A 12,484-nucleotide genomic window follows, 5' to 3' on the forward strand; every position below is an offset into this window, starting at 1 on the left:
ACGGCCAGGGCGGGATAGTTGCGGGGCGGGGCCCCGGCCGAGCGAAGGAAAGCGCCAGCCCCTACTTTCGTCTTCATGTTAACGCCCCGCCCCGAAACGCCTACCCAAGCCCTCGACCTTGCCTTTCGCCGCCAAAAACCTACCCGCGCCCAGCTCGACGACTTTGCGGTAGCGCGGCAGCACCTGCTGGCGGCCATCAACCCGGCCGAAAGCGAGGAGCACCTCAAAAAGCTACTCATTGATTTTCTGGCCCACCCCGGCGTGCTGGGCCCCGGCTACTACCTCAACGTCAGCAAGCGGCGCGACCTGGTGGTGCGGACGGGCCCCAAGGAGGCGGCTCCCGTCGGGGTCGTCGTGGAGGTGAAGCGCGCCGCCAACCCCGGCGAAATGGTGACGCCCCAAGACCTCAACCGCAAGGCGTTTCACGAGCTGCTGCTCTACTACCTCGAAGACCGCCGCGACGGCCACGCCGACGACCTGCGCCGCCTCGTCATCACCAACGGCTACGAGTGGTTCGTATTTGATGCGCTGGATTTTGACCGCCTTTTCTGGCGCGATACGGCCTTCAAAAATGATTTCCTGGCCTGGGCGGGCGGCAAGAAAGCGGGCAAAACCACCAAGTATTTCTACGAGGAAATGGCGCAGCCCTTCCTGGGGGCCCTCGCCGCCGAGCTGCCCTTTACCTATCTCGACCTGCGCACCGAGCCCGCCACCGAGCGCGACCTCATCACGCGGACCAAGCTCTTTCAGGCCCCGCACCTGCTCAAGGCGGCCTTTGCCCAGGATGCCAACACCCTGAACCGGGCCTTCTACGAGGAGCTGCTCTACCTCATCGGCCTGGAGGAAGTGAAGGACAAGGGCCGCAAGCTCATTAAGCGCGTGGCCCCGACCGAGCGCGAGCACGTGGGCTCGCTGCTGCGCAACACCATTGAGGTGCTGCGCAGCGACGACTTGCTCACCAACCTGACCCCTGCGGAGCGGAGCACCTACGGCGACGCGCCCGACGGCCAGCTCTTTGGCGTGGCCCTGGAGCTGTGCCTCACCTGGATCAACCGCCTCCTGTTTCTTAAGCTGCTGGAAGGCCAGCTGCGCCGCTACCACGCCGGCAACCCAGCCGCGCTCACCGACCAGTACCGCTTCCTCACGCCCGAGCTGCTGCCCGATTTTGGGGCCCTGAACGACTTGTTTTTTCAGGTACTGAACACGCCCGCCACCCAGCGTACCGAGGCCGTGCGCGCCGCCTACGCCCACTTGCCCTACCTCAACTCTTCCCTCTACGAGCCCAGCGAGCTGGAGCGCCAAACCACCCGCATCCGGGGCCTCAACCACCACCTCACGCTGCCGCTCTACCGCAAGTCGGTGCTGCCCGCCCAGGGGCCCCCGCCCCACACGCTGGCCTACCTGCTGCGCTTTCTCGATGCCTACGATTTTGCCTCCGAGGGCGACGAGCAGGTGCAGGAAACCCAGAAGCCGCTGATTTCGGCGGCCGTGCTGGGCCTCATCTTCGAAAAGCTCAACGGCTACCAGGACGGCTCGTTCTACACCCCCGGCTTCATCACCATGTACATGGCCCGCCACACCCTGCGCCGGGCCGTGGTGCAGCACTTCAACCGCCGCTCCGGCTTCGGGGCCCCCGATGTGCCGGCCCTGGCCGAACGCCTCGACCGCAACAACCGCCTCGCGGACAGCGCCTTCTTCAACACCCTCACCGTGCTCGACCCCGCCGTGGGCAGCGGCCACTTCCTGGTGAGCGCCCTCAACGAGCTGCTGGCCATCAAGGCCGAGCTGGGCCTGCTGCTCGACGAAGCCGGCAAGCGCCTGCGCTACCGCCTCACCGTGGCCCGCGACGAGCTGGTGGTGGTGCACGAAGACGACGACCCCCACGACCCCCACGCCCTCTTCCAGTACCGCGCCCGCCTCGACGCCGCCACCGGCCGGCGCACCGTGGCCCCGGCCCACACCAGCTTGCAGCGCGCCCTGTTTCAGGAAAAGCGCCACCTCATCGAGCACGCCCTGTTTGGCGTCGACCTCAACCCCAACTCGGTGCGCATTTGCCGGCTGCGCCTCTGGATTGAGCTGCTCAAGCACGCCTACTACCTCCCCGATACCGGCTTCGACCAGCTCGAAACCCTGCCCAACCTCGACCTCAACATCAAGGCCGGCAACTCGCTGCTCTCGCGCTTCGACCTCGGGGCCGACCTCTCCGACGTGTTCCGGCAGGGCAAATTCACCCTCAAGACCTACCGCGACGCCGTTCATGCCTACTTCAACACCCGCGACCGCGCCGCCAAGCAGGAGTTGCAGCAGTTCCTGGCCGAAATAAAAGAGCAGTTCACCGCGACCATCTACCGGGGCGACCCCTTGCGCCGCGAAATCTCTGGCCACAAGTCCGACCTGCTGCGCATTGAGCTAGATTCCAAACCCGACATGTTTGGCAAGGCCAAGCTCACCGAAGAAGATGCCTGGGAGCGCACGACCGTCGTGGCCATGAAGCTGCGCAAAGCCGAAGCCACGCTGGCCGACCGCGAAAAAGGCGCCTTCTACCGCCACGCCTTTGAGTGGCGCTTCGAGTTTCCCGAAGTGCTGGATGAGAAAGGCCGCTTCCGGGGCTTTGATGTGGTGATTGGCAACCCGCCTTATGGGGTGAAATTAGAAGAATCGATGCTCAATCATGTGGCGACTGCTTTTCCAATAAATACTCCCGAAACTGCTAATCTGTTCGTTCAACGCGCTAAATCTCTATTACGCCCCGAAGGCCATTTGTCGTTTATCGTTCCGAAGTCGCTAACTTACGCCTCAAATTATAGAGGTTTACGAAACGATATTTTTGATGAAATTCAGACTGTTGTTGATTGCGGCAAAGTTTGGCCCGAAGTTAAATTGGAAGTCTGCATTTTTTCGCTTGTCAAGGGGGTGTCACGTTCAGACTATGTTTCTTTAACTCGCACGCAAGAGGCGATGCATGAAATTGGCTTAATTCGAAAAGAATGGGCTTCAACTTTCGGCTTTTTTCTTAATGGAGTTACGCCTAAAGAGATTGAACTTGCCTTGAGAATAAAGAAATCTAACGCTGTACTTGGCGAGTTCATAACTAACACACGCGGTGCCGCCTTTCAATCACACTTAAATAAAGATGGGGATTTAGCCGTATTTGGTGGAGCTGAAATATCAGCATCTGGATTAAGAGAACCTAAAGGCTACTTGGCCGGCGACTTTCTTGTTCCCGAGATTGGGCGTGGGAAACTACAAGCCGTGCTGGTACAAAACATTGTTGCACATATTGAGAAACCTACTCCGCACATTAAAATTATTTGCACCCCGGTTGTAACGACCGGCCTCCTTATTACCGATACAATTAATCAACTCGTGCCGGAAGAGCCAACTCATCAGCTGCTGCTTTGGGCAGTTCTCAATTCATCTGTGGTTGGTTGGTACGTTTACCGATTCATCTTCGGCAATGCTGTTCGGACCATGCATTTCGACAATGTTGTTACAGACCGCATTCCATATCCCAGCGCTATCACAGTCGAAAACGCAAGCGAGATTATTCGTAGAGTACGAATAAATTTCACTAATGCAACACCTTCTTCCTTTGTTGAGGTAGATAGACTAGTAAGTTTGCTCTACGGTCTCTCGGAAGCAGAACATCAGAGCATAATTCTCAAAAATCAAACGATTTAATACCATGAACAACCTGTATGAAGTTGCGGGCTATATTGCAAACCCAAGTCGTAATCTGCTAATCGAAGCAGAAGTTTCTGAAGATAAGTTTGATGCTTTTAATGACGAATATGAAAAAATGACCGGCGTTCGTTTGCTTACCAATTCACCTTTTGTACATCTTATTCCGGGAGGAATTACAGGAAAATGGGGGGTGGAATTACGCATTTACTATGTTGATAACGGTAACCCGCCAGCAGAATTAAGCGCTATTGCCCAAGCTAATACCCGACCCAGTAAGCAACAATATTCCCACCGTTGCGACAGGGGTAAGGAATTAATTAAGCCCTTGTTCAAAATGGGATTTGTGCTTGGAGATATACAGAATCTAACTCGTATAAGAGCTAGGATTGCTGCTTCTCGACTGGCAGATTTCAGCAATGGTTTCAACAGATAGTAAGTTGAGCAGGTGCTGGCCGCCAAAGCCGCCGGGGGCCCCACCGCCGCCCTCGAAGCCACTATTGACGCCCTGGTAGCCGCCCGCTACGGCCTCACCCCCGCCGAGGTGGCCCAGCTGGGGTAGGGAATGATGAAGTAGGAATGAGGAATTAAAAATCTGATTGATAACCCTTTCATCTCTAACCCCTCATCCCTACTTCTCTACTTGCGGCCCTGCCCGCCGCCGCGCAACTTCCGTATAGCCGGGCTGCACTAGCCCCTATCGTAATGCCCGGTACCACTCAGCTCAACTTAAATATTCCCGATACGACCAAGCCCCGCGTGGTGGTGGTCGGCGGCGGCTTCGCGGCCGTCAATTTTGTCAAAAGCCTGCCCGGCCACCAGTACCAGGTGGTGATGCTGAGCAAAACCAACTACTTCGGCTTCTGGCCCCTACTCTACCAAGTGGCCACGGCGGGGCTGGAGTCAGAGTCCATCGGCGAGCCGCTACGCCAACTCTTCGACGGGCACGAGGATTTTCACTTCCGCAGCGTGGCCGTGATTGGGCTGGACCCGGACCAGAACCTGGTGCACACCGCCATTAACGACTTGCCCTACGACTACCTGGTGCTGGCCACGGGCACCAAAACCGACTACTTCGGTAACGCCGAGATTGAAAAAAATGCCTTTTCGCTCAAAGACATTAGCGAGGCCGTGGACCTGCGCAACCAGCTCCTGCGCAGCTTCGAACTGGCCAACCTGACCCAGGACCCCGCCGAGCGCCAGCGGCTGCTCAACTTCGTCATTGCCGGGGCTGGCCCCACCGGCGTGGAGCTGTCGGGCGCACTGGCCCAGATGCGCAGCCATGTGCTGCCCGCCGACTATCCCGATTTGGATATCACCAAGATGAACATCTACTTGGTGGACGGCGTGGACCGGGTGCTGCCCCCCATGTCGGCCTACGCCAGCCAACACGCGCACAGCTACTTGCAGGAGCTGGGAGTCCAGTTCAAGCTCAACCAGCTGGTGGATTCCTACGACGGGCAGACGGTGAAGCTCAAGGACGGCGAGACCCTCGAAACCCGCACCCTGATATGGGCGGCCGGCGTCACGGGCAACCTCGTCGCGGGCCTACCCGACGACCGCGTGGAGCACGGCCGCTACCTGGTGAACCACTACAACATGGTGCAGGGCTACCAGAACGTGTTTGCCATCGGCGACGTCGCCCTGATGAAAACCAAGGACTACCCCAAGGGCCACCCGCAAGTGTCGCCGCCCGCCATGCAGCAGGGCACCCACCTGGCCCAGAACCTTGCCCGCGAGCGCCGCGGCGAAGTCTGGGCCCCGTTTGCGTACTTGGACAAGGGCACGCTGGCCATTGTGGGCCGGAGCCGCGCCGTGGCCGACCTGCCGGGCGGCTTCCACCTGGGCGGCCTGCTGGCCTGGATTACCTGGCTCACGGTGCACATCTACTACCTGTCGGGCTTCCGCAACAAGCTGGTAGTAACGGCCAACTGGGCCTACCGGCTTTTCACGCGCCAGCCCGGCACCCGTATCATCCTCGAAACCAACAACCAGCGCAGCGTGCGCCGCCCGGCGTAGGGCGCGGGGCTTGCCCCCACCCGCCGCTGCACGAGGCGCGTATGTTTCGGGCAGCGGCGGCGGCGTAGGGGCGGGGCTTGCCCCCGCCCGCCGCTGCACGAGGCGCGTATGTTTCGGGCAGCGGCGGGCGGGGGCAAGCCTGTTTGTTTCGGGCAGCGGCGGGCGGGGGCAAGCCCCGCACCCTACTTTCGTGGGATGGAGCCTTTACCGCAACGCCGCAGCGTTCGCTACAGTGGGTATGACTACAGTGGGGCCGGCTACTACGCCCTCACCATCTGCGCGCGCGATAAGGCGCATCTGTTTGGCACCTTGCCACCCGATGGCCCGCTGCTACCCTCGCTCTTGGGGCAAGCCGTACTGGCCGAGCTAGCAGCCTTGCCTACCAACTACCCTACCGTGCGGCTCGATACCTGGATGGTAATGCCCAACCACTTGCATCTGATTCTGGCGCTTACCCGCAACCAGGCGGTAGCCGTCAGCCAGGTAGTTGGCGGCTTTAAGTCGCGGTGCTACCGGCGGTGGCGGCAGGGCGAGCCGGCCGCCGGGCAAGCGGCGCCGCCTTCGTGCTGGCAGCGCAATTATCACGAGCGCATCATCCGCGATGCGGCCGAATTGGATGCCCACCGCCGCTACATCCACGCGAATCCTAGCCGCTGGTAGGGAGCGAGGCTTGCCCCCGCCCGCCGCTGCCCGAAATAAACAGGCTCGTCCAACGCTGGCGTAGGGGCGGGGCTTACCCCCGCCCGCCGCGTGAATGAAACATATGCGCCTCGGGCAGCGGTGGGCGGAGGCAAGCCCCGCCCCTACCTGACACCGCGGCCCCTGTTCACGCGGCAACGGCTACTTTCGCTCATGCGCTTTTTCTTTCTGCCCGGGGCCCTGGCCCTGCTGGCCTGCTCCCAAAACGCCGACACCCGCACCGCTGCCACCACCGGCCAGCGCCAGACGCCCGCCGCCACTTTCCCCGAAACCTTCGAAGCAGGCACCAAGGGCGCCTACACCGAGGCCGACGAGGCGCTGACCACGGGCCCCTGGCACTTCCAGGACGGCCTGATCGGCAGCACCGCGCAGGACCACAAGGACGGCCAGCACGCGGCGCGCCTGCGCGGCCTGGGCCGCCTCACCATGCAGTTCGACGCCGCGGCCGGCGTGCGCCAAATCACCGTCAGCGCCGCCGCCTACGGCACCGACGGGCCCAGCACCTGGGAGCTGTGGCTGAGCCGCGACGGCGGCGGCCACTGGCAGCGGGCCGGGGCCCCGGTCACCACCCAGGGGCCCCGGCTAGTGCCCCACACCTTCGCCGGGACCGCCGGCGAGCCCCTGCGCCTGGAGATCCGCAAAACCAGCGGGCCCAAAACGCGCCTTAATTTCGACGACGTGGTGCTGACCACCGCCACCGGGCCCGCCGTAGCCGTGGGTGGCACGGGCACCGCCATGCCCGCGCCCGGGGCCCCCAAGCACCCCGCGCCGCCAGCGCCCACCGCCCAGGGCCCCACCACGGCCCCCGGCCCGGCCACCGACCCCGGCGACAACCTGCTGCTCGGCAACCCCAGCGGCGCCACCGCCGACCCGGCCAACGCCACCAATTACCTGCTGGTGCGGCCGCAGTTCACGAGCGGCTACAACGCCACGCGCGGCATTCCGGTGTGGACGAGCTGGCACGTGGGCCGCGGCGACTTGGGCCAGTCGCCGCGCCAGAACGATTTCCGCCCCGACCCCGCCCTACCCCGCCAGTTCTTCCAGGTGACGCCCCAGAGCTACTCGGGCTCGGGCTTCGACAAGGGCCACAACTGCCCCAGCGGCGACCGCACGGCCAGCCTCGACGATAACTCGGCTACCTTCCTAATGAGCAACATGGTGCCCCAGGCCCCCCAGAACAACCAGCAAACCTGGGCCCACCTCGAAGAATATACCCGCGCCCAGGTGCAGCGCGGCCTCGAAGCCTACGTGCTGATGGGCAGCTACGGCCGCGGCGGCACCGGCAAAAACGGCTTCGCCCAAACCCTCGACCAGGGCCGCGTGACCGTGCCCGCCCGCATCTGGAAAGTAGTGGTGTTCCTGCCCGAAGGCCCCGACGACCTCCGCCGCATCGCCGCCGGCCAGGCCCGCGTCGTGGCCATCGACACGCCCAACGATAACAGCATCGCCCCCGATTGGAAGCAATACCTCACCTCGGTCGATAAAATTGAAGCCGCCTCGGGCCTCGATTTACTGAGCGCCCTACCCCCCGCCGCCCAGGCCCAGCTGCAAAAAGTGGTGGACAGCGGCCGGGCCAATTAGCCCTTCGCGGTTAGCGGTTTCCCCGCCAAAAAGCGGCTTATTACCCGCACGTAGGCGTTGCCGTACTCCTCGGCGGGCTCGTTTTTCGCCATTTCTTCCATCGCGCCCAGGTGGTCGCACTTCACGGCCAGCAGCTGGCGGCGCTGCTGGGGCCGGGCAGCTTGCACGGCCGCTGCCGAGTCGGCGAGTGGGGTTTTGTGGTCTTCCGTGCCGGCAATAAGCAGCCAGGGGCACCGCACCTGGGGCCCCAGCGGGTTATAGTTTGGGGCCTCGGCGGGCAGCGTCACCGTTTTGTGAAAGGCTGCCAATTGATACCCCACAATCGCCTGAAGGTTACCCACATAGCCGTCGGTAATAAGGAAGTCGCAGCGGTGAGCCGCCGCTACTTTGGCCGCGAGCAGGGTGCCCATCGAGAAGCCAATGAGGCCCACCCGTTGGCGGGGCGCGCGCCGCCGGGCTTCGGCCAGGGCCGTGCCCAGGTCGGTGACAAATTCCTCATAGTACAGCCGGTTCTGGTCGATGGCAAAAGCCTGACTGTGACCAAACCCGCGGTAATCGAACAGCAGCACCTGGTAGCCCGCCGCCGCCAGCGCCCGCGCCTGGAAGAGGAAAGACGACATATTGCCCGAGTCGGTGCCGGCCAGCACCATCGTGGTGTGTTGGTCGGGGGCCCCGGCCACGGGCGCCACCAGCCACGCGGCCAGCCGCATGTGGTCGGGCGTGGTCAGGGTGAGGTTTTGGTACTTCAGGCCCAGCGTGTCGGGCTTGGCCCACCAATTTGGTGAGGGCTTGAGGGCCCAGGCCGATAGGGTTTGCAAGGATAGGAAGCCGAGGAATAGGAAGCGAACCATGGGCGGGACGGGCTACTAAGTAAGGAAGTCAAGGAGGCGGGTCCTGGCTTCTTGCATAGACTTTGCTCCTGCCAATGGGTTGCCTGCTGGCGTACCAGCCGGCATTTATTTCCCGAACCGGGCCCCGAAGAAATCGCCCGGGTTCCAGGTGGGGCGGGCGGCGGCTTGCGCCACCTGGTAGCCGATGAGAAAGTTGAGCTGCGCGTATTTGCGGCCGGCATCCCAGTCGAAAGTGCCGCCGTCAAAGTTATCCTGGGGCTTATGGTAGGTGAGGACGCGCCACTTCTGCACCTGCTCGCTGAGGTTATTTTGGCCGTCGGCCGTCTTGTTGCCGTACTTGAGGTGGAGCGCCGGAATACCTTGTACTACAAAGCTATATTGGTCGCTGCGGATGAAGCGATGCTGCGCCGGCTCGGGATCGGCTTCTATGGCCAGGCCCAAGTAGGCAGCCGCCGCTTCCACCGGTTGCAGCAGCGACGAGTGAACGGCCCCCAGCGGCACCACGGCCAGCAGCGGCGCGATGATGGTGGGCATGTCGGTGTTCACGTCGGCCACCAGCGCGGCCTTCGGCACCGTCGGAAACTTGGCGAAATAGGCCGAACCGAGCAGGCCCATTTCCTCGCCCGTCACCAGCACGAACAACACCGAGCGCCGGGGCTTCACCTTGAGCCGGCTGTAGGCGCGGGCAATTTCCAGCACCGAAGCCACGCCCGTGGCGTTGTCGTGGGCCCCGTTGAAAATGGAATCGCCGTTGATGGCCTCCCCCACCCCGAGGTGGTCGAGGTGGGCGCTGTGCACCACATACTCGTTTTTCAGCTTGGCGTCCGAGCCTTCCATTTTGCCCACCACATTGTAGCCGTCCACGTCCTGGTAGCGGCTGCGGTAGGCGGCGCGCAGGCGGCCCGGCAGCGCCTGCGAGGCGGGCTTGCCGGCGCGCAGGGCCGCCAGCGTCTGGGCCGTATCGGCGGGGGCCCCGGCAAATAGTTGCTGCAACGCCGCCGCGCTCAGGGCCCCCACCACTTGTACCGAACCCGGCGCGTAGGTGCGCGACACCACCACCTCGCCACCGGGGCCCAGTGCGCTCACCACGCCTTTGGGGAGCGGGGGCGGCAGGGCCCCGGCTTTGTTGTTGGCCAGCAGCACGCCCACGGCGCCGTAGCGGGCGGCGGTTTCGAGCTTGGTGCGCAGGTCGCCGAAGTACTGCTACTCATTAAAGCTAATTCGGAAGTGTGTGTTAAGTTACTGCCCGTAGGCGAGGCGTAAATTTGGCTATGGATTACCTGAGTTTGCGCGAGCGGCCCCGCCAGTTTCTGGCCCTAACCAGCTTGCGAGCGGCGGAGTTTGACGACTTGCTGACCGACTTTGCCCCGGCCTGGGAGCGCCACCACCGCTACCACACCCTGGAAGGAACCAAACGGGCGTTCCCCGCCCACCGCGAGCGGGCCAACGCCGTGCTGGCGGGCAGCGATATAAAGCTCTTTTTTCTGCTCACCTACCTCAAAAGCAACGCCTTGCAAGAGCACCAGGCCGCCAGCTTTGGCATTTCGCAAGCGCGCGTCAGCCACTTGGCTACCGCCCTGCTGGGCGTGCTCAACCAGGTGCTGGCCCGGCGCGGGCTGCTGCCCGTACGCGACGGCGGCGAGTTGGCTCAGCGCCTGGCTAACCACCCGGAGCCGGTCTTTGCCTACGACGGGGTCGAGCGGGGCGTACCACGTAACACGGACCGGGAGGCCCAGGCCGAGGAGTACAGCGCCAAAAAAAAGCGCACCGCGTGAAAAACATGACCTTATGCGATTCCACGCAGTACGTGCATTTTCTCTCGGCTACGGAAAGCGGGCGAGCGCACGACAAAAAACTGGCCGACGAGTACGCGCTGCACCTACCGGCGGGCTGCGTGTTACGGCAGGATTTGGGCTTGCTGGGCCACGCCCCGACCGGGGTCGTGGTGGAGATGCCCCACAAGAAGCCGCCGAAGCGGGAGTTGACGTTTGCCCAAAAGCTGTATAACCAGTTGCTGAGTCCGTTGCGCGTCGTTATCGAACACGCGCACAGCGGTATCAAGCGCCTGCACATGGTGCAGGGCACTATCCGCTTGCGCGGCGAATGGGTGCGCGATACGGTCATGGTCGTGGCCTGTGGGCTGCACAACCTGCGCGTGCGCAGCCCGCACCGCGCCTATCGCGCACCTGTCCACGCGAAACTCGCTAACTACGCCGAATAAGCTTTATTGTCGCTAAACTGCCGCAGGGACTGGCGCGTCAGCACCACTATTTTGCCCCGGGCGTCGAGGCCGGCGTAGTCATCGTAGCCCAGCTCGGGCGCCGAAATACCGTAGCCGGCAAACACCAGCGGGGCCTCGGCCGCCACCTGCGCCTGGCCGGGGTTGGGGTAAAACGTGGCGTCGGAGCCGTAGGCCAGCGGCACCACGGGGCCCCCAACGGGCTGGTAGGCCAGCACCGCGCCCGGCTCCACGAAGGCGCGCCGCAGCCGCACTTTCTGGGTGAAGCCGCCATTTTCGCCAGCAGGCCGCACGCCCATTTTCCGGAACTGGGCCGTCACGTAGTCCACGGCCATTTGGTAGCCGGGTGTGCCGGGCAGGCGGCCGCGCAGGCGGTCGTCGGCCAGGTACTGCACGTGGGCTTTGAAGTCAGCCGCGCTGATTTTTTGCAGCGCGGTGGCTACCGGCGCGGGCACGGCCGGCGTTTGGGCCGCCGCAGGCAGGGCCAGGGCCCCGGCTAGCAGCAGGAGTAAAGAGGAGCGCATAAGCTTTCAAACAAAAAGTAATGGCACTGCAGCGCAAGCTCCGGCAGCGAGTGGCTTGCTTGCACCACTCCTGCCGTTGCGCAAATAAACCAGCCTTACCGCTCGTAGAAAGGCTTGGTGGAGCGGAAATAATCCGTCAGACTACTTTTATCGGCCTGAACAATATCCACAAGCGCGCCTTTATCCAGGAATTGCTGCGCCACAAAGCCGGTTTCTTTGGCGATGGCCGTCATTTCGCCTTCCACGTCGAGGCAGAAGATGTAGTGCGGCGGCACGGGACCAGCAGGGTCATGGATCCAGCCCAGGTAGGCTGCTACCACGCGCGGCTGCTGGGCCAGCAGCCGCGCCAGCGCCCGCACCATTTCCGTGGGGTACACGGCGGGGTGGCCCAGCAGCACCTGTGCGGCCGGCTGCGCCACCAGGGTTTGGCCCGTATCCAGTACCGTGCCGGCCAGGATGCGCACTACCTCATCGGGCAGCAGCTCCTTACCAGAGGCCGAATAAGGATTCAATACTAACGTTGCGCCGGGCAGGGTTTCGAACAGGGCCCGGCCTTTCATCTGGGCGTAAGCAACCCGGTGCTTTATTACTTCCCCGTCGAAAATACGGTCCGGCGTGGTAAAAACGGGGATTCGTCCATCTTCCCAACAAAATATTCGCATGGTCGTGCTGCCGTCTGCAATGCTGGTGCCCGGCACCAGCGTCGCCGGGTTTTCGTCCGTAATAACCACCAGCTCTTCCAGCAGCAGGCGGCGGTAAAACTCCGGGCGGTAAGCCGGGTCAGCGGCAGCTTGCCCCAGCAGCGCTTCCAACGTGGCCCCGGGGTCCAACGGCGGCTCCGCACACGACTTGCGCTTCAGGAAATCAAACCATCCCACCTGGTCAGTCCG

Annotated in this window: 11 protein-coding genes; 7 read left to right on the top strand and 4 right to left on the bottom strand. The window is 62.9% G+C overall.

All coding sequences use genetic code 11. The features are described from left to right. The first annotated feature begins 75 nt into the window (after positions 1-75). The 5 genes from DDQ68_RS05365 (at position 76) to DDQ68_RS23715 (ending at position 7,980) form a co-directional block, all read left to right on the top strand. Positions 76-3,681, top strand: coding sequence for a type IIG restriction enzyme/methyltransferase (locus tag DDQ68_RS05365; protein WP_109655389.1), 3,606 nt, complete (start codon positions 76-78; stop codon positions 3,679-3,681). A 4-nt stretch (positions 3,682-3,685) separates the two neighbouring features. Next, on the top strand, positions 3,686-4,117 hold the full coding sequence (locus tag DDQ68_RS22600) for a hypothetical protein (RefSeq protein ID WP_162549872.1): 432 nt from the start codon (positions 3,686-3,688) through the stop codon (positions 4,115-4,117). A gap of 269 nt (positions 4,118-4,386) precedes the next feature. Next, positions 4,387-5,700 carry an NAD(P)/FAD-dependent oxidoreductase gene (locus tag DDQ68_RS05370; protein ID WP_109655390.1) on the top strand — a complete coding sequence of 438 codons (1,314 nt, stop codon included), beginning with the start codon at positions 4,387-4,389 and terminating at the stop codon, positions 5,698-5,700. A 195-nt stretch (positions 5,701-5,895) separates the two neighbouring features. After that, on the top strand, positions 5,896-6,360 hold the full coding sequence (locus DDQ68_RS05375; protein ID WP_162549873.1) for a transposase: 465 nt from the start codon (positions 5,896-5,898) through the stop codon (positions 6,358-6,360). A gap of 192 nt (positions 6,361-6,552) precedes the next feature. After that, positions 6,553-7,980: a DNA/RNA non-specific endonuclease gene (locus DDQ68_RS23715; RefSeq protein WP_109655392.1), complete on the top strand. Its 1,428-nt coding sequence runs from the start codon at positions 6,553-6,555 to the stop codon at positions 7,978-7,980. Here DDQ68_RS23715 and DDQ68_RS05385 read toward each other — a convergent pair. Both DDQ68_RS05385 and DDQ68_RS05390 read right to left on the bottom strand, forming a co-directional pair. Then, the gene (locus DDQ68_RS05385) at positions 7,977-8,831 is read right to left on the bottom strand and encodes an alpha/beta hydrolase (protein WP_109655393.1); all 855 of its coding nucleotides are present in this window, start codon (positions 8,829-8,831) and stop codon (positions 7,977-7,979) included. The two genes, DDQ68_RS23715 and DDQ68_RS05385, sit on opposite strands and share 4 nt — an antisense overlap. A 105-nt stretch (positions 8,832-8,936) precedes the next feature. Beyond that, positions 8,937-9,980 (bottom strand): M28 family peptidase, encoded by a 1,044-nt coding sequence (locus DDQ68_RS05390; protein ID WP_245897325.1) that lies wholly within the window; start codon positions 9,978-9,980, stop codon positions 8,937-8,939. A gap of 122 nt (positions 9,981-10,102) precedes the next feature. On the opposite strand from DDQ68_RS05390, the gene DDQ68_RS05395 reads away from it, so the two are divergent. Next, positions 10,103-10,606, top strand: a complete 504-nt coding sequence (locus DDQ68_RS05395; RefSeq protein WP_109654390.1) for a transposase family protein — start codon at positions 10,103-10,105, stop codon at positions 10,604-10,606. Positions 10,607-10,611: 5 nt separating this feature from the next. Further along, positions 10,612-11,052, top strand: a complete 441-nt coding sequence (locus tag DDQ68_RS05400) for a transposase family protein (protein WP_109654769.1) — start codon at positions 10,612-10,614, stop codon at positions 11,050-11,052. On the opposite strand, the gene DDQ68_RS05405 is transcribed toward DDQ68_RS05400, so the two are convergent. Next, positions 11,040-11,594 (bottom strand): protease-associated domain-containing protein, encoded by a 555-nt coding sequence (locus tag DDQ68_RS05405; protein ID WP_109655395.1) that lies wholly within the window; start codon positions 11,592-11,594, stop codon positions 11,040-11,042. The two genes, DDQ68_RS05400 and DDQ68_RS05405, sit on opposite strands and share 13 nt — an antisense overlap. Positions 11,595-11,689: 95 nt before the next feature. Continuing rightward, positions 11,690-12,472 carry an enhanced serine sensitivity protein SseB C-terminal domain-containing protein gene (locus DDQ68_RS05410; protein ID WP_109655396.1) on the bottom strand — a complete coding sequence of 261 codons (783 nt, stop codon included), beginning with the start codon at positions 12,470-12,472 and terminating at the stop codon, positions 11,690-11,692. Positions 12,473-12,484 lie beyond the last annotated feature (12 nt).

Origin of the sequence: Hymenobacter nivis (assembly GCF_003149515.1) — a bacterium.
Lineage (GTDB): Bacteria > Bacteroidota > Bacteroidia > Cytophagales > Hymenobacteraceae > Hymenobacter > Hymenobacter nivis.

What these genes read in the sequence shown, in the direction of transcription:
- DDQ68_RS05370 (WP_109655390.1), top strand. Translation starts at nt 4,387, where the DNA reads ATGCCCGGTACCACTCAGCTCAACTTAAATATTCCCGATACGACCAAG.
- DDQ68_RS23715 (WP_109655392.1), top strand. Translation starts at nt 6,553, where the DNA reads ATGCGCTTTTTCTTTCTGCCCGGGGCCCTGGCCCTGCTGGCCTGCTCC.
- DDQ68_RS05365 (WP_109655389.1), top strand. Translation starts at nt 76, where the DNA reads ATGTTAACGCCCCGCCCCGAAACGCCTACCCAAGCCCTCGACCTTGCC.
- DDQ68_RS05405 (WP_109655395.1), bottom strand. Translation starts at nt 11,594, where the DNA reads ATGCGCTCCTCTTTACTCCTGCTGCTAGCCGGGGCCCTGGCCCTGCCT.
- DDQ68_RS22600 (WP_162549872.1), top strand. Translation starts at nt 3,686, where the DNA reads ATGAACAACCTGTATGAAGTTGCGGGCTATATTGCAAACCCAAGTCGT.
- DDQ68_RS05395 (WP_109654390.1), top strand. Translation starts at nt 10,103, where the DNA reads ATGGATTACCTGAGTTTGCGCGAGCGGCCCCGCCAGTTTCTGGCCCTA.
- DDQ68_RS05400 (WP_109654769.1), top strand. Translation starts at nt 10,612, where the DNA reads ATGACCTTATGCGATTCCACGCAGTACGTGCATTTTCTCTCGGCTACG.
- DDQ68_RS05385 (WP_109655393.1), bottom strand. Translation starts at nt 8,831, where the DNA reads ATGGTTCGCTTCCTATTCCTCGGCTTCCTATCCTTGCAAACCCTATCG.
- DDQ68_RS05375 (WP_162549873.1), top strand. Translation starts at nt 5,896, where the DNA reads ATGGAGCCTTTACCGCAACGCCGCAGCGTTCGCTACAGTGGGTATGAC.